The organism is Bacteroides intestinalis DSM 17393, from assembly GCF_000172175.1.
GTDB lineage: Bacteria > Bacteroidota > Bacteroidia > Bacteroidales > Bacteroidaceae > Bacteroides > Bacteroides intestinalis.
This window is the reverse complement of sequence record NZ_ABJL02000008.1, coordinates 963,058-985,503: the sequence shown is the minus strand read 5'-3', so window position 1 is coordinate 985,503 and position 22,446 is coordinate 963,058. Positions and strand designations below refer to the sequence as shown.

Annotated in this window: 13 protein-coding genes and 1 pseudogene; 8 read left to right on the top strand and 6 right to left on the bottom strand. The window is 40.7% G+C overall.

From position 1 onward, the window contains the following. Positions 1–167 precede the first annotated feature (167 nt). The 6 genes from BACINT_RS13410 (at position 168) to BACINT_RS13385 (ending at position 10,589) form a co-directional block, all read left to right on the top strand. Positions 168–1,352 carry a DUF2264 domain-containing protein gene (locus BACINT_RS13410; protein WP_052302196.1) on the top strand — a complete coding sequence of 395 codons (1,185 nt, stop codon included), beginning with the start codon at positions 168–170 and terminating at the stop codon, positions 1,350–1,352. An 18-nt stretch (positions 1,353–1,370) separates the two neighbouring features. Continuing rightward, entirely contained in the window at positions 1,371–2,597 is a 1,227-nt protein-coding gene (locus BACINT_RS13405; protein ID WP_007663971.1) for a DUF2264 domain-containing protein, read from the top strand. Next, a complete protein-coding gene (locus tag BACINT_RS13400; RefSeq protein WP_007663970.1) occupies positions 2,594–4,579 on the top strand; it encodes a hypothetical protein in 1,986 nt (661 codons plus the stop codon). Before BACINT_RS13405 ends, BACINT_RS13400 begins: the two co-directional genes overlap by 4 nt. A gap of 50 nt (positions 4,580–4,629) precedes the next feature. After that, a complete protein-coding gene (locus BACINT_RS13395) occupies positions 4,630–7,308 on the top strand; it encodes a SusC/RagA family TonB-linked outer membrane protein (protein WP_181982165.1) in 2,679 nt (892 codons plus the stop codon). Between the two features lie 394 nt (positions 7,309–7,702). Continuing rightward, on the top strand, positions 7,703–9,475 hold the full coding sequence (locus BACINT_RS13390) for a RagB/SusD family nutrient uptake outer membrane protein (RefSeq protein WP_007663968.1): 1,773 nt from the start codon (positions 7,703–7,705) through the stop codon (positions 9,473–9,475). Positions 9,476–9,491: 16 nt separating this feature from the next. Beyond that, on the top strand, positions 9,492–10,589 hold the full coding sequence (locus BACINT_RS13385; protein WP_021967997.1) for a glycoside hydrolase family 88/105 protein: 1,098 nt from the start codon (positions 9,492–9,494) through the stop codon (positions 10,587–10,589). 94 nt (positions 10,590–10,683) lie between these two features. Here BACINT_RS13385 and BACINT_RS13380 read toward each other — a convergent pair whose 3' ends face one another. Together BACINT_RS13380 and BACINT_RS13375 are read right to left on the bottom strand one after the other, a co-directional pair. Next, positions 10,684–11,325 carry an outer membrane beta-barrel protein gene (locus BACINT_RS13380; RefSeq protein WP_007663965.1) on the bottom strand — a complete coding sequence of 214 codons (642 nt, stop codon included), beginning with the start codon at positions 11,323–11,325 and terminating at the stop codon, positions 10,684–10,686. 13 nt (positions 11,326–11,338) lie between these two features. Continuing rightward, a complete protein-coding gene (locus BACINT_RS13375; protein ID WP_007663962.1) occupies positions 11,339–13,168 on the bottom strand; it encodes a YgiQ family radical SAM protein in 1,830 nt (609 codons plus the stop codon). A 939-nt stretch (positions 13,169–14,107) separates the two neighbouring features. Here BACINT_RS13375 and BACINT_RS13370 point away from each other — a divergent pair. Further along, positions 14,108–14,542: pseudogene (locus BACINT_RS13370) on the top strand (sensor histidine kinase); the annotation flags it as partial. Between the two features lie 10 nt (positions 14,543–14,552). Here BACINT_RS13370 and BACINT_RS13365 read toward each other — a convergent pair. From BACINT_RS13365 to BACINT_RS13350, 4 genes are all read right to left on the bottom strand, one after another. Next, a complete protein-coding gene (locus tag BACINT_RS13365; protein ID WP_007663958.1) occupies positions 14,553–15,617 on the bottom strand; it encodes a hypothetical protein in 1,065 nt (354 codons plus the stop codon). Between the two features lie 127 nt (positions 15,618–15,744). Continuing rightward, positions 15,745–15,957 (bottom strand): sulfurtransferase TusA family protein, encoded by a 213-nt coding sequence (locus BACINT_RS13360; RefSeq protein WP_007663956.1) that lies wholly within the window; start codon positions 15,955–15,957, stop codon positions 15,745–15,747. 1 nt (position 15,958) lies between these two features. Beyond that, entirely contained in the window at positions 15,959–16,276 is a 318-nt protein-coding gene (locus tag BACINT_RS13355; protein WP_007663951.1) for a hypothetical protein, read from the bottom strand. A 100-nt stretch (positions 16,277–16,376) separates the two neighbouring features. Next, a complete protein-coding gene (locus tag BACINT_RS13350; protein WP_007663950.1) occupies positions 16,377–19,304 on the bottom strand; it encodes a golvesin C-terminal-like domain-containing protein in 2,928 nt (975 codons plus the stop codon). Between the two features lie 414 nt (positions 19,305–19,718). On the opposite strand from BACINT_RS13350, the gene BACINT_RS13345 reads away from it, so the two are divergent. Further along, positions 19,719–22,364: a T9SS type A sorting domain-containing protein gene (locus BACINT_RS13345; RefSeq protein ID WP_007663945.1), complete on the top strand. Its 2,646-nt coding sequence runs from the start codon at positions 19,719–19,721 to the stop codon at positions 22,362–22,364. Positions 22,365–22,446 lie beyond the last annotated feature (82 nt).

The following is a 22,446-nucleotide window of genomic DNA, read 5'->3' as shown; positions in this document are numbered from 1 at the left end:
TTTTTAGTGGAAGAGGGATTTTGTGGATGAAATGAATATATATTAGAATTTCTGTCTTATTTGAAATCTGTTTTTTTCCATAGTTTTGCAACCACAAGTTATAATCTAAAAATAAAGCTATGACACATCAACTGATTAAATTAGTATCGGCTTTTTTCTTTTCTGTTATGGCAATTTCTGCTGTACAAGGGCAAAATGCTTCCCAGAGTGATAGAGAATATTGGGTACATACGCTATTAAAGATAGCAGATCCGGTTTTGAGTAATTTGAGTAAGGACCAGTTAAGAAAGAATATTCCAGTTGGACGTTCTTCATCTGCGAAAGCTAGTAGCAGGGAGTTTGTTACACATATGGAGTCGGTGGGACGAACAATAGCAGGAATAGCACCATGGTTAGAATTGGGGCCAGATAAAACTGCAGAAGGAAAGTTGCGTGATAAATATATTAAAATGGTCTGTAAGGGGTTGAAGAATTCTGTAGATCCTCATGCTGATGATTATTTTAATAGTACAGCCACACGGCAGATCTTGGTGAATAGTGCCTTTTTGATACAAGGATTGTTACAGGCACCCACTCAGTTATGGGGAAATCTTGATGATAAGACTCAACAACGTTTAATAGAACAATGGAAATCGACACGTACAATGAAGCCGGGAAATAATAATTGGCTATTGTTTTCTGCGATGGTGGAATGTGGGTTGAAAAGTTTCGGTAATGAATGGAATTTTGAAGTAATAGAGAAGGCTATTTCATCACATGAACAATGGTATAAAGGAGACGGAGTTTATGGAGATGGGGAGAATTTTCATTTGGATTATTACAATAGTTATGTCATTCATCCTATGTTGTTACAGGTTTTAAAGGTTGTAGTGAAATATGATTCATCTTATCAGATACTTTTAGACAAAGAGTGGAAACGTTTCGTCAGATATGCGGAAATTCAGGAACGCATGATTGCACCGGATGGAAGTTATCCGGTATTGGGACGTTCAGTAAGTTATCGTTCGGCAGCTTTTCAAGTTTTGGGAGCCAGTGCATTATTCCATCAACTTCCATCAAGTTTAAAAGCAGGTCAAGTACGGGGGGCAATGACTGCTATGCTGAAGCGTTTATTTGAACAGCCGGGTACCTTTGATAAAAATGGTTGGTTAACGATTGGAGTGTGTGGTGAACAGCCGGAATTAGGGGATTCTTATTTATCAACTCCTTGTGTCTATCTCTGTTCTTTAGGTTTCCTACCTTTAGGTTTACCGGCAGATGATGTTTTCTGGACAGCTCCTCTTTCCCCGTGGACCAGCATTAAAGCCTTTTCCGGGGAAGAATTTCCCATTGATAAATTTATGAAACCATAATCAATATACTATAGAATCATGAAAAAGAATATTTTTACCTGTACATTGTTCTTATTAATAAGTTTATGTGGTTATTCACAAAATCCATCAGGTTTGGAGGATCGTACTTATTGGATTACTGTATTGACAAAAATAGCGGACCCGGTATTAGAAAATATGAGTAAGGGGGAACTGAAGAAGAATATGCCGGTAGAAACTATATCCGGTGCATTGAATCCTCCCAATACGCGTACTACTCATTTAGAAGCTTTGGGACGTTTGTTAGTTGGTATGGCTCCCTGGCTGGAACTTGGCCCTGATGAAACAGAAGAGGGAAGATTGAGAAGTAAATATATACGTCTGATGCTTCTCTCCATAGATAATGGTTTCAATCCCGAGTCTCCTGATTATTTAAATTTTGTGGTGACACGACAACCGTTGGTGGACGCTGCTTTCTTCTGTCAGGGGATATTACGTGCTCCCAAACAAATTTGGGGGAATCTTTCGGACAAGACTCGACAGAATGTATTGAATGCATTGCAGCAGATACGTAAGATAAAACCGATAGAGAGCAATTGGTTATTATTTTCAGCCATGGTAGAAGCTACTTTACTGGAATTGACAGGAGAATGTAATATGGAACCTGTTAACTATGCCATTATGCGTTTCAAGGACTGGTATAAAGGTGATGGATGGTATGGAGATGGGGTAGATTTACATATGGATTATTATAATAGCTATGTGATCCATCCTATGTTATTGGATGTGCTGGAAGTAATGCAAAAGTATGCAAAAGGTGAAGATGAATTTTATCAGTTGGAGAAAAAGCGCTTTTCCAGATATGCAGAACAACAAGAAAGAATGATTTCTCCGGATGGAGCTTATCCGGTGATAGGCCGGTCAATAGCTTATAGGTTCGGGACGTTTCATGTACTATCCCAAGCTGCATTGAAAGATTTGTTGCCGGTATCGGTTACAAAGGCACAGGTTAGATGTGCTCTGACAGCTGTTATAAAGAAACACATGTCGGTTAAAGGGAATTTTGATGCAGATGGATGGCTGACATTAGGATTTGCAGGTCATCAACCACAAATAGCTGAAAGATATATATCTACGGGAAGTCTCTATCTGTGTACAGCAGCTTTTGCGGCATTGGGGCTTTCTACTATTGATGAATTTTGGAATACTTCGTATGCCGAATGGACTGGAAAGAAGATATGGTGTGGAAATCCAGATGTGAAACTCGATAAAGCTATAAAACCATGAAAACGGAGCTTGTACATAAAGTCATTTGGGTCAGTTTATGTCTTTTGATATTCGTGTCGAAGGTGGATGCTGGTTCATTAAGAGATATAAATAATATATTATTGGCTGAACAAAATATTCGGGAAGATAATCCTCAATTAGGGCAGTTGGTAGAAACTTTTTTGAAGAACCAGAAGCGAGTAGTTGATTTTCAATCATCAGGATTAGATAATAATGAATATTTGAGATTGATAGAATGTCAGGTTCGTGCATTTGCGTCTTGTCAGGATAAAGTGACGGGAGCAATTATTGATCCGGTCTATAAAATCGAATGGCAATACTCGACTCCTTGCTATGCTCTGTCTATAGGTTTACTGGCTCAAACGGGATACTTGAAAGATGATGCTTTGGTAAAGAGTGGAATAAAGGCTTTGGATTGTTCAGTGAGTGAGATGCATGAGAACAGGTGTGCCCATCACCATGGTGAATTCTTTATTCAGCCTATTATGCTGGCGATGGATCTTTATAAAGGATTGGTTTCTGAAGCACAAATGATTGTCTGGCACGAAAAAATGGCTGAAATTGATCCGTATGTGCTATATCGGGATAACTTGAAGCGTAAGAAAATCTGTTATAATCACAATGTTGTAGCTTTAGCCGGTGAATATTTACGGTTAAAAAAAGGGATTAACGATCACAAAGATTTCTTTCATATTCATCTGGAACACCAGCAGCAATATATGTCTGAGTTTGGCTTGTATATAGATAATAAGACTAATCCGCCAATGGTGTATGATGAGTTTACGAGGCAGTTTATGGCTTCTATTTTGGCGGAAGGATATAACGGAACATTTTTTGATTTTTATTCCCGCAAATTATGTTTGGGAGCATGGACTTCTCTTTTCATGCAATCGCCTTATGGAGAGGTGCCGACAGGCGGTAGAAGTGCTCAACATATCTGGAATGAAGCAGCGGCAGCTGTGACTTATGAGATTTACGCTTCACAATATGCAGCTTTAGGAAAAAAGCAGGAAGCAGGCGCCTTTAAACGAGCTGCGCATTTAGCACTTAGGAGCATCGGAAGATGGATAAGAGAAGATGGAAGTGGATTTATTGTGAAAAACCGTTTTCCTATCGAAGTGATGCATGGATATGAAAGTTATTCAGCGCAATCACAGTATAATCTGTTGGCATGCTGGCTAATGTGCGTTGCCTATTTATATGCTGATAATTCTATTAAAGAATCTCCGTCTCCGTCTGATATCGGTGGATATGTTTTGGTTATGAAAGACGTGTTCCATAAGGTTTTTGCTAATTCTGGTGGAAACTATGTTGAGTATGAGCTCAGTGGAGATCCTCGTTATAATGCAACAGGACTCATCAGGATACATCTGAAGAATTCAAATCCACAGTTAGGTCCTTCGGATGGAATTCCCCATAAATGGGATAACAAGAAGAAGCAGGATTTAGGTGGAGAACTGTATGCAGTTGGACCTGAATGGCATGATGCTGCGGGTGGAGTATATCGCTTAGCGGAATATACTAACATATTATTTCCGGATACATCTTACTTTTCTGCATACAAAGGCAGTAAGCTTCCTGAAATAGATGTGAGGAATGTTAGACAATCTGTAGACGGAGTTGCATTTGAAGTCGTTTATACTGGTAGATTTGATGGAGTTACTCAGATTTCGCAACGTGTTTATATTGATCATACCGGAATTACTGTGCGTGATATTCTGAAGGGGAATGTGAAAAAGGTGCGGGCATGTTACCCCATGTTAATAGATGATGGTATGGAAGAAACTAAAATTGATTTTCAAGATGGGAAAGTGATATTGCAGTCTCGTGATGGTCAAATTTGCTTTCAGGCCATATCACCTCCAAATGCTACTATACAGAGGAAGCGAAAACGAATTCCCTATAGAAATGGATATGCGGATATTGCATATTTTGAATCTGACAAGAATGTGATACAGTATAAAATAACCACAGAGTTTTAGTATTAACCATTTAAATATTAATAACTATGCATGAGAAACATAAAATATTTATGAAATTGTGCCTGTTTTTTAGCTTAATCAGCTGGTCAACAGGTGTCTATGCACAAGGTTTTGTAGTTACCGGAAAAGTAACGTCCAGTGGCGAAAGCGTCATAGGAGCAACTGTGCAAGTGAAAGGGAAAATAACTGGTACTATCACTGATATTGATGGTAATTATCGGTTAACATTGGAAAATTCCAAAGAGACTCTCGTTTTTTCATTTATTGGTTATCAGTCTAAAGAGGTTACGGTTAATGGAAAGAATGTGATTAACGTGGAACTGGAAGAAGATGTCGCTCAATTGGAAGAGGTTGTTGTTGTTGGTTATGGAACGATGAGAAAAAAAGATCTCACTGGAGCAATAACCCGTATCTCTACAGAAAATACGACGCAGTCGGTAACTAGTGTAGCTGAAATGCTGCGTGGTACGGTGGCAGGATTTTCTGCAGGGTTCGGAACTTCTGCCAAAGGGGGTGGTTCTATGCTGATTCGTGGTGAGAAATCCATTAATGCCAGTAATTCTCCTCTGATTGTATTGGACGGAGTTATCTTTAATGGCGATTTGGTGGATATCAATCCCAGTGATATTGAAACGATTGATATTTTGAAAGATGGTAGTTCTGCAGCTGTTTACGGATCACGTGCGGCTTCGGGGGTGGTCGTCATATCAACAAAACAGGGTAATGAAGGAAAGTCGGTCATCAATTTTGATATGAAGATAGGTATGCAGAATTTGACTCGTAATCAGCGTCCTTTTAATGGGCAGGAATATATGGTTATGAGAAGGGATGAAAAAATCCGGAGCAATCCATCTCGTCCTTTGGGATACTTCCACAATCCGGACAATTTGCCGCAAGGAATTGATCTGAATACCTGGTTATCGTATACAGGGGCTTCGGCAGATTCAAATCTGGCAGAGATTTGGTTGAATCGTTTGGCCTTTTCTACTACAGAAATAGATAATTATCTGGCAGGTAGAGAGACGGATTGGTATGATGCTTCTTTTCAAAACGCTTTGCGTCAGGATTACAATGTAAGTATTTCTGGAAAGAATGACAGAGTTTCTTACTATTGGTCATTAGGAAGCATTAATAATCAAGGTATTGTAGTAGGAGACCAATATAAGACTATCCGTTCGCGTTTAAATTTGAAAGTAAATGTTACAGATTGGCTTCAGGTCGGCTTGCAAGCACATTATGCCACTCGTAATGAAAGTGTAGATGAAGTTGATTGGGAAGAAGCTATTCAAGCTAGTCCTTGGGGCAGCAAATATGAAGAGAATGGTTCTTTGAAGTTCTATCCTAATGACGATAACATGAGTACGAATCCTTTCGCTAATTATGAACAGCGTGATCGTTTCAATGTGACTCAGACATTCAATGCTACATTGAATGCAAAGATTACATTGCCATGGGGATTTGTTTATGAAATGAGCTATTCGGACTATAACAATTGGCAAAAGAATCATTATTTTGATCCATCTACCAGTATGGCTGGTGAAAAGTATAAGGGGCATGCCGTACGGCGTAATAATAGCGCACATTCCTGGATGCTTGACAATATTTTGAGGTGGAACCATACATTCAATAAAATTCATAAGCTTGATTTGACTCTATTGTTTAATCTTGAAAAAAATGAAACTTGGTCTGATAAAGCAGAAAATTCCAATCTTACTCCTTCTGAGGTGCTGGGCTGGCATGCTGTTGCAAATGGTACGAATCCGGTTGTAGGGAGTGATGATACAGTGGATACGGGAAATGCTATGATGGCAAGACTGAACTATAATTTAATGGATCGCTATTTGTTTACTGCTTCTTTCCGACGTGATGGTTATTCGGCTTTTGGTTCTAATAATCCATATGCTAATTTTCCTGCATTTGCATTTGGTTGGAGAATGAATGAGGAAAACTTCATGAAAGCGATTTCGTGGATTGATAATTTGAAACTTCGTTTATCTTGGGGTATCAATGGAAACCGGAGTATCGGACGTTATGCTGCTTTGGCAAATTTGGATTCGGAGAAATATCTGCATAACGGAAGTACAGTTATTGGGATTTATGCCACTCGTCTTCCCAATGAAAACCTGAAATGGGAGAAGACTGAAGCATATAATATAGGCTTTGACTTTGCAATTCTGGGTAATCGTTTGAATGGAACAGTGGAGGCTTATTATATGTCTACAAAAGATTTGCTGTTAACCCGCTCTTTGCCGGATATTATTGGTTTTTCCGGAGTAACAACTAATTTGGGAGAAGTTCGTAATAAGGGTTTTGAACTGTCCTTAAATTCAGTTAATATCGATCATAAGAATTTCAGATGGTCTTCTTCTTTCATTGCTTCTCTTAACCGGAATGAAATTGCCCATCTGTATGGTGAAATGGTAGATGTGCTGGATAAAGATGGAAATGTAATAGGACAGAGAGAAGATGATGATATTCAGAATGGATGGTATATTGGACATGCTTTAGATGAAATTTATGATTATAAAATTTTGGGAGTATGGCAAGAGAATGAACGTGAAGATGCTGCCAAGTATGGTAAAGAGCCGGGTGATTTTAAAATATGGGATGTAAATAATGACGGAGAATATCTTCCGGAAGATGATAAAGTATTTCAAGGATATAAGCGTCCTCGTTTTTCATTCGGTATTGGTAATACGATGGAGTTCTTTAAATGCGTGGACTTTTAATTCTTTATTCGCTCAGATCTTGGACATAAGTCTTCTAATAGTCATTATTCTCATCCAACAGATTATTATTATGACCGCGTAAATGCTTATAAATATGATTATTGGACTCCGGAGAATCCTACCAATGAATTTGCACGCTTAGGTTCGAATACAAAATCTCCGTCATTCAATGTTTATAAAAACCGTTCGTATGTACGTTTGCAAGAAGTTTCGTTAGCTTATAGAATACCTAATAAGATATCTTCTAAATGGAGCGTCTCTAATGCTCGTGTTTATATAAACGTTTCTAATCCTTTATTGATAACAGGATGGAATTATTGGGATCCGGAATCCTTATCTCCGGCACCGCGTACGTTTACTTTTGGTATTAATTTCTCATTATAAAAGTATAGATATGAAAACACAAATAATATTAAGGAAGGTACATTATGCATTCTCTGCATTTTTGTGTACTGCATGTTTGGTTTCTTGTAATGATTGGCTAAAGCCGGAACCTTTGTCATTCTATTCTCCTGAAAATACCTATGTGACGAAAGAAGGATTAGAGGGCGCTTTGGTGTCTTGTCGTGCAATGATACGTCCGGAGTTTATAGGCAATAATTCTTATGCCTGCACAGAGTTGATGACTTCTGATGTTGCTGTAGCTGGCAATATCGTTGCTCAAACTTTAAAAAACTTTGAAATTCAGCTAAAGCCGGGTGCTTATGGAGATTCTCAGATTGGTACTTTCTGGAGTAAAGGCTATAGTGCTATTCAGAAAGCAAATACAATAATATCTCGTGTACAGGCTGCGGATGAGATAACTGAAAATGATAAAAATACAATTCTGGCTGAAGGGTATTTTCATAGGTCTTATTGGTATTATAAACTGGTGAATCAGTTTGGAGATGTACCCTTTATTGATAAAGAAGTCACAACTCCTAAATTAGATTTCTATTCGCATACACGTAGTAGTATTTTGAAACGTTTACGAGAGGATATGATGTTTGCCACCCGCTATCTGCCGGAGAGTGCTCCTCATGGTGCTGTTTCCAAGGCAGCAGGAAATCATCTGCTAGCTAAAATATGTTTGGCATGTTGTGATTTTGACGGAGCTGTCGCTGCTACTACTGCTGTCATAGATCATAGTCAACATAAACTGATGGAAAAAAGATTCGGGGTCAATATATCGGATGCTCAATATAATATAATAAGTGATCTTTTTAATCGGGAGAATATCAATTCTTCTGAAAATCTGGAAGGCATCTTCCTGGTTGAGGATAAACGATTGACGGAAGGGGGAACCTCTACCGGGTCTTATCGGATGAGAGATCTTGTACCTTGCTGGTGGAATGCAAATACTAACAATGATCCGGATGGTAAACGTGGCACAATGGATAAAGCGGCAGGGCAACCCCAAATAGGACAAGTGGGACGCGGAATCGGTAGAATCAGGACGACTAATTATTTTAACTATGAAATTTGGGACTCCAAAGAAGATTATCGCCATACAGCTCCGAATTGGTTGAATATGGAGGATATGGTCTATAATAATCCGGCATCTAAATATTATGGTCAACCTTTACAAAAAAAGTATTGTGTAGATACTATCTATGCTTGGAGTCCGATGATGCATTACAAGACTTTTGTACCTGAAGATAATAAACCTGATACTCCTCAGGGAGGATATACAGATTGGTATGTATTCCGTTTGGCTGAGACCTATTTACTGAGAGCTGAAGCTTATTATTGGAAAGGAAATCTGGATGCAGCCATGAATGATATTAATAAAATCCGGATGCGTGCTAATGCAAAAGAGCTAACGAACTCTCAGCAAGTAACTATTGAATATATACTGGATGAGCGTGCTAGAGAATTGTTTTTTGAAGAGCCTCGGAAGACGGAATTGACTCGTGTGGCTTTTATCATGGCAGAAAAGGGATTGAATGGGTATTCACTTAGCGATATTTCAGAGAAGAATTATTACTATGACCGAATGATGAGATATAATAACTTCTTCCGTGAAAAGATCAATCATAATGGCATCAATATTTATACCATTAAGCCTTATCATATATTATGGCCTATACCGGAGAATGCGATTGCTTCTAATTCCAGAGGTCGTATAAATCAGAATTTAGGATATCCGGGAGCCGATCAGAATGTACCGGCGCTTGAAGTTGAATAATAAATTATTTAAAATCATGAAGAAAATTTTAGTTCTGTTTTTGTTTTCAGTAGGTTGTAGTTTATATGCTCAGCAGTTTTCAGCTGACATGAAGAAAACTGATATTATGAAAGTCTGCGATGCAGTAGCCAAATGGCAGATCAATCATCAAAAAGAGGTGAAACATCATCCCTTGGATTGGACAAACGGTGCATTATACCGGGGGATAACCGAATGGGGGAAGGTCTCCGGCAATGAGACATGTTATGACTTTGTACGTGAAATTGGTGAGAAATACAATTGGAATATGTGGGATCGTGTTTATCATGCAGACGATATTTGTGTGGGACAGGCATTTATTGAAATGTACCGCAAACTGGGAGATAAACGGATGTTGCAGCCGGTGATGGAGCGGGCATATTATGTGGCAACTCATCCTTCGAAAGCCCCTTTGTTGAAAACGGATGCAGTGGGAACTTTGGAACGCTGGTCTTGGGCGGATGCATTGTTCATGGCACCGCCGGTATATGCGGCTCTGTATACAATGACAGGGGATGATGTTTATTTGAATTATATGAATAGTGAATATAAAGAATGTGTAGATTCATTGTATGATGAAGAATATTCACTTTTTTATAGGGACAATAAGCGAATTCCTATGCGTGAGAAGAACGGAGCCAAACAATTTTGGGGACGTGGTAACGGTTGGGTGTTTGCCGGACTTCCTTTGATTATAGATAATCTCCCAATAGATTGTGACTCGCGTAACTACTATATTCAACTGTTTGTGAAAATGGCTGAGGCTGTACGTAAAACCCAATGCGAGGGCGGTGACTGGCGCACAAGCTTGCTGGATCCGGATTCTTACGATATGCCTGAGAATAGTTGTTCTGCTTTTATGTGCTATGGAATTGCGTGGGGACTCAGAAATGAATACCTGGCAAAACGTACTTATAAGCCTGTGCTTGAAAAAGGTTGGAAGTCATTAGTCAAAGCCGTACATACAGATGGTAAGTTGGGATATATACAACCTGTAGGGGCTGCTCCCAAGGCTGCAGGACGTGATGCTACTGATGTATATGGTGTCGGTGCTTTCCTATTGGCTGGCAGCGAATTATACAAACTGATTAAGTAGTTGATCCCCCTTCCCTGCCCATACGTTTCTCTATTAATAAAACTATATGGATGTGGAAGGGGATTTTTTTCTTATGTGTTGGCGGGAGATTCTGTTATCGTCCGAACTGTATGGCGAAACCTATATTGAAGAACGTAATATTGTTCTTGAACCAACTGTGATCTATTCCGTCATCATAATCATCCGGATTGTAAAGTCGGGCATCCGGATTGGCAAACCAGTCTGCCGTCAGAATATCGGCACGAAACACTCCGGATATTTTTTTCGAAATATAGAATTCGTAACCCATGCCGATTGACAGGCCGCAATATCCTCTATTGAAAAGAAATCCTTTCTTGGTATTTCTCTGGTATGTACGCTCCTCGTAGTTCATATAACCGATACCGAATGAAAGGAAAACACCTTGATTGCCATTACTCCATAAGTAACGGTAGGTGATGTTGGGATGTATGTAATGTAAATGCATCTTATCCGGAGAATGAGCAATTCTCAGGTAATCATACTGAAGTCCCAAAGCGAAATTCGGCATGAAGTAATAGCGTCCTTCAGTCGTTAGGTTATATCCCGCACGATTTCCGTTTTTGTTAAAGAAGTCATTACGATTTCCATCTACATACGGCAAGGTCAGTCCTCCTCCCAATGATACACTAAATTCTTGCGGTAAAAGATCTTGTGCTTGCAAGAGTGAGTTTGTGCAACTCAGGGAGACAATAAGGAAAATGATGAATTTTTTCATGCCTGATTCGTATTTATCGTTTTACATATAGTTTGTCAATCAAATCTTGCCGTCCGATGCGTCGCAATTCGTTGATGATATTCTTCCGTTCTTCCGGTTTATACCAGAAGAAGAACTGACGTTGAGCTAACTTTTCCCGTGGAGTTTTGGCACTAAATACAGGTTCCAGAGTATAAGGGTGGAAGCCGGTGTACCATGCTTCGGTGGCCACAGTCATTGGGGTAGGGGTAAAGTCTTGTACCTGTTCCAGTTGGAAGTCAAGACGTTTGGTAATGACGGCCAGTTCTGCCATATCTTCTTCCCGGCAGCCGGGATGGCTGGAGATGAAGTAAGGGATGAGCTGTTGCCGCAATCCTTCTTCGCGATTGATGCGGTCGAATATCTTTTTGAATTCCTGGAACAGGCTGAATGAGGGTTTGCGCATGATGCTCAACACTCGTTCGCTGGTATGCTCTGGAGCTACTTTCAGACGTCCACTGACGTGTCGGGCTATCAATTCACGGGTATATTCAGCAGTGCTTTTATTGGTTTCCGGATCTTTGCTCCGATGCAATAACAAGTCATAGCGTACACCACTTCCGATAAATGACTTCTTGATGCCGGGCAGTGCATCCACAGCATGGTAAATATCAAGTAATGGGCGATGACTACTGTTCAGATTCGGGCATACTTTGGGATGAATACATGACGGACGCTTGCACTTCTTACAAAGGGCTTCATCATTCCCCCTCATGTGGTACATGTTGGCCGAAGGGCCTCCAAGGTCGCTCAGGTATCCCTTAAAGTCAGGGAGTTCCATTAATGCTTTCACCTCTTTCAAGATACTCTCTTTACTACGGCTGACAATGAATTTTCCCTGATGCGCCGAGATAGTACAGAAAGCACAGCCACCGAAGCAGCCGCGGTGGATATTAACGGAAAACTTGATCATGTCATAAGCCGGAATACGTTTGCCTTTGTATTTGGGGTGAGGCAACCGAGTATAGGGCAAGTCGAAGGAGTGGTCAAGTTCTGCTTCCGTCAGCGGAGGATAAGGCGGATTGACAACGATAGTCAGGTCATCCACTTCCTGTGTAATGCGTGAGGCTGCATATTTATTGCTCTCTTCTTCAATATGGCGGAAGTTGGCAGCTTGTTTTTTCTTATCTTTCAGACACTCTTCGTGAGAGTAAAGGCGGATATCTCCTTCTTCCGGCACAAATTCCGCTGTCTTGCAAAGATAGGCTATTTGTGAGATGTCATATTGCAGGGGCAAGCCGGTATCAGCCTGCTGCTGCATTCTTTTTGCCAGTTCCACAAGTGGCTTTTCTCCCATTCCATAGATCAGTAAGTCGGCTCCACTATCTACGAGGATGCTTTTGCGTACTTTATCCTGCCAGTAATCGTAGTGCGTCAATCGGCGCATACTTGCCTCAATGCCTCCCAAAACAACCGGAATGTCGGGATAGAGTTTTTTCAGGACTTGGGTATAAACGATGGACGGATATTCCGGTCGCATATCCGGGCGGGCATCCGGTGTATAGGCATCATCACTACGAAGACGCTTGTTTGCCGTATATTTATTGACCATAGAGTCCATGCAGCCGGCACTGATACCGAAGAATAGGCGGGGACGTCCCAACTTTTTAAAGTCACGTAAATCGTCTCGCCAATTGGGTTGAGGCACAATCGCTATGCGCAAGCCTTCCGCTTCGAGGATGCGTCCCACGACGGCAGCCCCGAAAGAAGGATGGTCCACATAAGCATCTCCGCTGAACAGAATAACGTCCAGTTCGTTCCATCCGCGCAATTCCACTTCTTTTTTGGTTGTGGGCAACCAATCAGTCAGTCGATATTCTTTCATGCTGCAAAGATACGCATAAAATGAGGTTCAACCAGAAAATGTGCAATTTTTACATTTTATGTGTTATTATATTAAGTACTGTATCATAATTAAATGATAATTTAGGGGCGTGAATTGATACGCGGATTACGCGGATAAAGCAGACTAACGCGGAGTTAAGTGCTATGCTGTACAAGTCATCTGCGGATGAAAAATTAGGATTCGTGTTCGTCTGTCTATTCCGCGTAATCCGCGTATCAATTCACACCGCTAAATGCCCATTTATAGTACAAACTAATAATGAATATCTACTTAGAAAAATAAGTTGGTACATCAGATAACTTATCTTCCACCAAACATAGCGTAGCTTTAAAATCTGCTGTTTGTTCTCCATATTTACTTCCATTAGTAGAATTTATTTGTCAGTTATCGTTTTGTGCAGAGATATGAGATAATGATGTCTGGATTGAGATTTCCCCATCGTGCGGTGCTTGATGAAAAAGAATGCAAGGAATCCTTATTAGGAAAATGCAAATAGAAAGCGTATGTGGAAAATAAAAAGGATATTGCGTAGTGATGCTCTTATAAAAGATTCAAAATATCCGTTTAAGGTGCGTTTTCAATCAAATAGACTTTTCGGAAACGAACGGAATATACCGGAAAGTAGCGGATAAAACCTTTTTCAGAGGAAACTTACGCTCATATTTCGGGTAAAATAACCTTTTATCCGGTAGGGCTACACCCTTTTAGGCATATAGCTACACCCTTTGGGGTACATGGTTACACCCTTTTGGGCAAATGGTGTAGCCCTTTTTTCAGCCGCACCCCTCCTATATTTAGATCCGTTTCCGCTGCGGGGAACGGCAGTTTCCCCTCATGGAAACTCGCGTTTCCCTTAATGGGAACGCTTGTTTCTCCTGCAGGAAACGCTTGTTTTCCACCGTGTAAAAGACTATAATTGACTTGTTGAGAGAACTGGAAGGCATGTTTAAAGTGAAACTGTTCAATAACCCTTCAGTTGATTTGATCTGTGAAGCCTCCTTGCAACCTATTATCATGTATTCTGAACATCAGCGCATCATTCAGGTAATGGCAAACCTGATTCATAATGCGATTAAGTTTACCAAATCAGGTGAAATACGCTTTGGTGGCCACATGAAGGAAACGGATACCGTTCATTTTTATGTGTCCGACACCGGGATTGGAATACCGGAAGAAGAGCAACAAGAAATATTTACCAGCTTTAAGAAGTTGGATCGTGAAGTGCCGGGAACTGGTTTAGGCCTGACGCTTTCGCAAACTATCATTCGAAGCCTGGGAGGCAAGGTAGGGTTGGAATCTGAGGTAAACAAAGGGTCTACATTTTGGTTTGAAGTGCCTTTGCTTATGCGATAGGGCCTACTATTTACTTTATGCGGAAGGAATCCAAAAAATTGATAACATCCGGGTGATTAGCTTCGTCCCTGTATCGAAGTAGAACCTGAAGAATATATAATTTGCGTTTGATATAAAATGCACGGCAAAGAAATGTACGGTAATTAATCCCGTTTATTCCGGTGTAAGTAAAAGCTATGCCTTCGGGATTTCCGGATTTCATTTCTTCTTTTTTGAGTAGTTTACCTTGGGAAGTGGCATTGATAATCATGTGCATCAATTCTCTCCAGAAATACTCTTTTTGTTCGGAAGATATTTCTTCTGGCAGTTGGTCTGTATTGTAACATATTTCAGATATTTCATATACCTCTATAGGAGATACACTTACCTGAGAGATTACCTCCAGTTCTCCCATATATCCTGTTTCGGATTTCTTTGGGGCTTCGCCAGAAACTACTACATGATATTTGATTCCAGCTTCCGGAGAATCTGTTTTTTGAATCTTAGGGGTGAAGGGAAAGTTCATGGTATAGCTTAGGCTGTCGGTACTGATGCTTTTGATCTGATTATTATAAAGAGTTATCTGGAAACTGCGTATGAATTGTATCAAGTCAGCATTATATTTTTCATCTTTTTTGCATATAACTTCTAGTGTGTAAACTTTGTTCTTACCCGATCCTATGTAAAAATGAGTGTATTCTCCGGTCTTACTTTGCAGTACATAGCAATTGAATGGAATCATTCTTCCTTGCATGATATCCTTTTCTATGAGTCGCAATCCTTGACTATGAAGTTTAAGAGTTGTCAGTTCTTCTTCTTTGTATTCGGCATAAGTGCTGTCAGTCGGGTTAGAGGATTCCCACACCGTGATTTGATATAATTTATTAGGATGATCTTTTTCGTTTATAATATTTTCAAAGCTATAACACGTAGATTCTCCTTCAGTCAGAGTACTTGCTGTAGGAGTCTGATAAAAAGAAGCTATAAATCCTAATTTGTCCATCTTGACAAGATGCCGTTCGGGAATATCTTGTGCGCTTAATGGGGTGGCTACAATTATTATCAGGAGTGGAAGGAAAAAATAGAGTGTTTTCATGTTTCTGATGTATTAGCTTGAAGTATAGTCGAATAAAAAAGACGGGAAACATCACTGTAATGTATCCCGTCTGTGTTTGTATAGGGGCATTGAAATTTCTTTTATGAAAAAAGTTGCGGATTAACTATTACATCTTGAACTGCAAGATCATCCGTTCTTCGTCGTATATTTCTCGGAAACCAATGCTCTGTTCCGCGAGGTATTCCTTCAAATCCTGGAAAGCCTCAGCGTTATTCATAATAATTTCCAACCTCTCACCCGGCGCGGTTTCGCACATAGCTTTGACTGCCGGGATGAGAGGACTGTAAAGTTTTTGACCACAGGTATCGATTGTTTTCATTTCATGATTCCTCTTCTATGGGTTCCTGCTTGGAAAGCCATTCCAGATAGAGCTTGATCAACTGTTGTAATCCGAAGGCTTTCATGTTGTTGTGGTATATCACGTCGATGCAGAGGTCGAGCAGATCTTTGCTGTCCTCCTCTTGTGATGCGATGAGGGAGCGGATATTCAGTCTCAGTTTCTCCAGAACAGACTCGTCTACAATGCCGTTACTGTCAATAAGATGACGGAAAAGGCCGTATTTCTCAATAGTAGCCAGATTTTCTTCGGATATTTCTAAACTGCGGGTACCGCTGGGGTTTGCTTGTATAGTGTACATAGTTTTTTTATGTTTTAAAGGTTTATACTCTGAGAGCAAAGATAAGTTTTTCACCACAGATTATGCATACTTTCATTGATTATTCTTCCTTTTTTTATTTTTATTTGCGTGAATCTGTGGTGAGGAATTGCAGGATAGAGGCCATGATAGCATTACGATCCATTTCCTTCTCGATACTTTCAAAAGGAAATCCCATGACGAAGGTGCGGTAATTGCCCTGATAAGCAATGGCAGCACTTTGATTGCCGGAATTATACGTGAATACGGGGAAAGCACCACCTGTAGGAAGAATACATTCCGGGGCAGTTACGGGATAAGCATATTCGTTGGGCAGGCGGGGGATACTGAATGTACGTCCCAACCCACTGATATTTCCTGAATAGCTGTCGGTGATAGATTGTCCGTAGGCGTATTTCAAAAGATTCTGTGTAAACTCCCGGTCGCCTTGCGAGTTATTCATATCGCTACCGATGTAGGAACCGCTAATAAGTAGATTACCACCGGACTGACAGTATGATGTCAATGCGCGTTGCATGGGGGAAGAAAAGGTTTTATAATACGTGTTACGAGCCGGGTTACTTTGACGATCTTCTTTCTCTAGTCCAAGAATGTAATCCACAATATTATAAACCTCCAATGGGACGCGCCCGTTTTCTACAGCTTCATCGCTGCATGATACAAAGCTATAATTACCGGCTGCTTGTATTGCTTTTCCGTGTATGAAAGAGTAGTCGAAGGTATTTCCGGCAATTTTTAATCCTTCCCACTCGTCGCTGCTGCGTCCCAACTCCTTTCCCGTTTGCTTGCGGGAGAATTCGGTTTGAGCGCCGCAAAGAGAAATGTCATATAGATAAGGTACGCCCGGATCTTTTGTTAAATCAAATCCGGCTTCAATAGGAGTATCGATGACTGCTGGTCCACTGATACGGTCGAAGCCGTTGACAATCAGTATACGTCCTTTTTCCTTCTTGGCTTTATAAGCAGCAAGAATCTCGGACGGAAAACTTTCTCCCCCCCGATTGGCTGCGGTTACTTTAAAAGAGTAGACAATACCCGGTTCTATTTTGGCTGTATAAGAAGGGCTGCTGACACGTACGCCATTATCAAATCCTCCGCGTCCGATGCGGGTATAAACAATGTACTCACGTGGTTTGGCTGTAGGTTCCAGTTGATCCTCCTCACCCTTCCAGGAGAGTTCCAATGTATTCTTTTTATCGCCGAAGCGGATGGAAAAGTTGCTTACGGGAAGTGGTTGCACTACATAATCCTTGCCATGCTGATTGCAAAGGTATTGCAGAATAGCTTTATAAATGGAACGTCCTACGGTAAACTTAAAGTTGGGGTCGTGACCGAGGCGCATATCGGCAAAGTTCTGATGTGAAAGCAGTTCGATGATAGTAGAAGGCACTGCCGGAAGGCGGGTTTCACTATAATTACGGTCCCATAAGCTACGGCGTGTCCAGTCTATGGCATAGTTGGAGCGGATATCCCGCTGGAGTTGGGTGAGTATGATATCGGAAAGGTCACGCGAGGCATACCGATTGGTACCACCAGCAAGCAATCCTTTATTGAATTTGGTAGTATAGATGCCGAGTGTTCCGACAATTTTGTCTTCTTTGCTGGTACCGGCATCGCTGTGTAATGCCATTGCCATTTCGAAGGGTACTCCCAGTCCTTGCTCTTCTGGGTTGAAGATGGAACCTCCCGACAGATAATTAATCATTTTGGAACGAGAGTTTATATCATCGGACATATCATCTTTCCCTTCACGTCCACTATAAACGGGGTAGGGCATACCTGCCCATTGTGCAAAATAGCGGGAGCCTTCCAGATATCGGGGTAGTCCGCTGGTTTCTCCACCACGTGCGATATTTCCCATTCCTCCACCAAAACGTACGGCATCGGCACAGACAACGCCTTTTTCTTTGCTTTCATTACTTAGTACTACCATGCCGTAATCGTTTTTGCCTTTATCAAAAGCAAATGTTCCAAGATATACCCAGGTGCCTCCTCCGATTTGTTGGTTCACTTTGAATTCAGTGACACCTCCGTTGTGAAATACGAGATATTTGGCATCGCTTACACTGTTTGGCAGAGTTTGATAAGACACATATACGGCATATTCCCCCGTTTCAGGAATGTCAGGCACCCATTCGACAAAAGCCTTGTCCTTTTTCTTTTCGGTTTGGGCATAGCGGGCTGTCCCGGTAATGAAAGGATTTTCGTTATCTTGATATACTCTTTTCTGTTGGGCAAATCCTGGTTGGTTTGTCTGTTGCCAACGTGCTTTCCGGCTTTTGACTTCTAAATAGAGGGAGCCTTGTCCGCCATATCCATTCAGGCTTCCGTCATTGTCGACGATGACTTCCTGTTTTTGTGTATCCCGTTCACGGGGGGTGAATACATTGGCTCCGGCATTTTCCAGCATGGGTATGAGGTAGGGTAAAATGAATGATTGTGTGAACTGGTCTTCTGTTGTACAAAACAGGCGTGGACGTTGCCATCCCCATGTATTTTTGTCGTTGATATAATATTTTCCATGACTTTGCCAAAGGGCGATATGTCTTCTTTCCAATCCACGGGTAATTTCGTATGGACGTGAGATGCGGGTTACCCACGGATTGCTTTTGTATTCCAGCTTATTAAATAGACGTGTTTTGTCTTCCTTCCCTTTCCGGTAAAGATTTGGAATGAGGTCTTCAATGCTTCGTCCGTTTGCAAAAAGGGTTATTTTGAAATAACTTATCGGTCCTGGCAAGATTTGTCCCAAATGCCGATAAATGGCATCTACTGTTACTGGTCGTAAGGGCTGGTAGGCAAAGCGTTCGTTTGTATAGATGAGCAACCTCTTTTTTCGGAAGTCGATACGGAAACTGTCCAACTTGTAAGTACCTATATTTATCGTATTGGTGGTATATTCTTTAAAGAAAGCTTGTAGCCGTTCTTCTACATTTTGTTCGATTTCTTGTGCCGGAAGAAGTGTTCCATACAACAAAAGTAAGATGCTGGTTAGAATTATTTTTTTCATACTTATGGAATGTTCAAGTTTGTAATGTCTGCTTCTATGTGGCAGTAGTACATACAAAAGTACATAAAAGAAGATTGCATTGTTTATTGAATTGCTTTCTTTTTGATATATTTTGCAAATCTGTATTTCAGAAAACGTTCCCGATGATTTAGTTGTAAATTATTTGGTTTGGTAAAGATTCGGTATTTGCAATGTTGTTGAATTCATACATAATACTTATGAAAAAAATATAGCATTGCTTGGTTGAAAACGCGCAGACAGAAATGCATCCTTTTTTTTATCCTTACATTTTTTCATGAAATCGTTTCCGATGATTTATCCCTGTTTCTTTGAACAACCTGTTTCAAATCCTTAGTTTTGTCTTGCCAGCCAGTTTCCGGCTGTAATTGTATAATCACTAAATTACCAAAATTTATGCAGAAAAAGACACTACTCCCTCAATCAGTTCACAAATTAAAACGAATTTGGATATTATGTTTGATAAGTCTGTGCATTGCACCATTAAATGCGCAAACTTTATACAAAATTGAGATGCCCAATTACATCCTGCAAGCATCAGGCACAAACACAGAGACTTTGTACATCAAAAACAAGGAATCTGAAAACCTGATTCAACTCGGAAAACTAAAGTTCGGATGGACACCTGCCATCACAATGGAAAATACATGCAGTTATGAAATCATTGAAGTAAACGGATATCAGGCCATCCGCGCCACCTACACTTTTCCTTCATCTGTACCTTCTTCCATTACACTGACCGGAACCTTCATTGCACGTCCCGACCGGGTAGACGTCCAATATTCGGTTTCCGGTGTTCCTACCGGATATGTCACCAACTGGGGAGGCTCACAATTTCGCTTCATACTCTCCAACAAGGCAAATACCCAAATATTGCCAGAGGCCAAACTCGGCTTATGGCAACGGGATGTGCAAGGAGGATTGCCCATTGAAGCCGCAGATTCCAATTTCTTCCCATTCCTCGTAAAAGATAAAATAATATGTCTGGCCTATGGTCCTGAGAATAAGGCTAATTCCAGTTGGAAGGACGACTGGTACAGGCATACCGTCTTAATTGATAATAAAGACGGTTCCTATTCCACGAAGTTCTCCGTACTGGTGGCTTCTTCGGACTGGCCGTACGAAGCCATCTGTGCCCAATGGAAAGGACGTCCCTTTGCATTAACTCTCAGCACCGATAAACCTTACAATTGGTGGGAAAATGCATCCGGAACATTAAGTGTAAAAGCAAATCTGGCCAACACTTCCCAAGAGAAGAAAAATTGTACACTCAAATATTGGATCAGAGACTATGCCGGAAATTATGTTGTCAATGAAAGCCGTTCACTTACTTTAGAAGCCGGTCAGCTACAGGTCTATCCCATTGAGTTCACCCCCGAAAGCGAAAGAGAAATCTACTTTATAGAGGCTTCCATCGAGGATGAAACTGGCAAGGAGCAAGTATTTCACAGAACGAATATAGGGCTCCTCCCCCCACACGAATTCACATCTACTTCTGATGAAAACATCATGGGACTTTCCGCTTACTGGGCTATCCCCGACTCAACAGAATTGAAACGGTTACTCAACAGAATGGGGGTCAGATGGGTAAGAAACGGAATTAACAGCAGTTTCAAGAATATTGAAGCAATGTATCATAACAATATCGACTGGACAAAAAAGTGGAGTGATACAGAACGAGATAAACAAATCCGAACCTGCTTCCAAGAAATAGTGAAGAACGGAAACAAAATTTGGGAGTTCGGCAATGAACTGAATATGAGTTCTCCTGATATAGGTGGAGCCGGTGAAGGTATCGGAAAAGCACTATTGGCCGAGTCTTATGTGAAATGGTTAAAAGCTATCCGCAAGATACAGTCGGAAAAAACGGAATGGCAAAAAATTAAAATTATATCTTTCGGTTTTGCCGGTACTGACGAAGTATTCCTGGAAAAACTCGTCACACTAGGAGGTTGGGAATTGCTGGATGGAATAGCACTTCATCCAGGAAGAGGTAACTTTACTCCCGATTATCCTGTAACAGTTCCATGGAATGAATTTGAGAAACCTTCTTCAGGATATCAATACTGGAATTACTACGGTTCCATCCGTATTCTCAAAAACTTCATCAAAGCACATGGAAATGATAAAGATTTATACCTGACGGAAATCTACGCACTTGACTTTCCGAACCATTCATGGAATGACACTTCCCGCGAATCAGCCGAGAACGTGGTCCTCTCATTTGCACTTGCCGCTGCTGAAGGAGTAAAGAATGCACTCTATTACCAGCTATTCAATTCAGTATGGAACAATCAATTAGGCGTGAGAGAAGACAACCGTGAATATTTCTTTGGTCTAATCAACCGCGATCTAAGTTTCAAGCCTTCCCTCATGGCCTACTGCAATATATCCGAAGCGTTGGATGGGGCTCGTTTCAAAGGATGGATCAAGTTTAGTGAAAATAATCCTTTCAGCAAAGGAATCATGTTCGATACGCCTAAAGGTCCTATGAGTATTATTTGGGATAGAATAGAAGGCGATATACTTCCACGTCCCAATGGGAACAGTTCTCCGGAACCTTGGATCAGTTCATGGAATATACAAACGGAACTGACTTTGCCCTGCAAAGAAGAAAGCATTACGGTATTGAATGCCATCGGACAAAAAGAATCAATCCCGGTGAAAGACCATAAAGCTACAATAACTCTAACTGGAGCTCCTGTTATTATTTACGGCATGGATGCCTCTCAGATGCAGCTTCACGGAGATGCCCCGACCAGCATAGAGAACCTTTATGTCAACGGGAAAGATCTACGAATAAGTCCCAATCCAGTAAAGGATCGATTGTTCATCAAAGCTAATTTTCATTCGGACATCGAGCAAATGCATCTCTCTATATATAATGTAATCGGGCAGCAGATTGTAAGTCAATCAATTCCTGTATCAGGTAATACCTTGGAATACAGCATAAACGTGACCGGAATCAATGCAGGAATCTATTACGCAGTCTTCGACATAAATGGTGTCGAACGTATAACCAAGAAGGTTATCAAGCAATAGAACAGTTTATATTATCCTTAAGATAGAAGTGTTACACAAAGCAATCTTTTTGCTTGGCTAACACTTCTATCTATCTTGTGGG

Coding starts and splice junctions, on each gene's coding strand:
- BACINT_RS13410 (WP_052302196.1), top strand. CDS start 168: ATGGCAATTTCTGCTGTACAAGGGCAAAATGCTTCCCAGAGTGATAGA.
- BACINT_RS13405 (WP_007663971.1), top strand. CDS start 1,371: ATGAAAAAGAATATTTTTACCTGTACATTGTTCTTATTAATAAGTTTA.
- BACINT_RS13400 (WP_007663970.1), top strand. CDS start 2,594: ATGAAAACGGAGCTTGTACATAAAGTCATTTGGGTCAGTTTATGTCTT.
- BACINT_RS13395 (WP_181982165.1), top strand. CDS start 4,630: ATGAAATTGTGCCTGTTTTTTAGCTTAATCAGCTGGTCAACAGGTGTC.
- BACINT_RS13390 (WP_007663968.1), top strand. CDS start 7,703: ATGAAAACACAAATAATATTAAGGAAGGTACATTATGCATTCTCTGCA.
- BACINT_RS13385 (WP_021967997.1), top strand. CDS start 9,492: ATGAAGAAAATTTTAGTTCTGTTTTTGTTTTCAGTAGGTTGTAGTTTA.
- BACINT_RS13380 (WP_007663965.1), bottom strand. CDS start 11,325: ATGAAAAAATTCATCATTTTCCTTATTGTCTCCCTGAGTTGCACAAAC.
- BACINT_RS13375 (WP_007663962.1), bottom strand. CDS start 13,168: ATGAAAGAATATCGACTGACTGATTGGTTGCCCACAACCAAAAAAGAA.
- BACINT_RS13365 (WP_007663958.1), bottom strand. CDS start 15,617: ATGAAAACACTCTATTTTTTCCTTCCACTCCTGATAATAATTGTAGCC.
- BACINT_RS13360 (WP_007663956.1), bottom strand. CDS start 15,957: ATGAAAACAATCGATACCTGTGGTCAAAAACTTTACAGTCCTCTCATC.
- BACINT_RS13355 (WP_007663951.1), bottom strand. CDS start 16,276: ATGTACACTATACAAGCAAACCCCAGCGGTACCCGCAGTTTAGAAATA.
- BACINT_RS13350 (WP_007663950.1), bottom strand. CDS start 19,304: ATGAAAAAAATAATTCTAACCAGCATCTTACTTTTGTTGTATGGAACA.
- BACINT_RS13345 (WP_007663945.1), top strand. CDS start 19,719: ATGCAGAAAAAGACACTACTCCCTCAATCAGTTCACAAATTAAAACGA.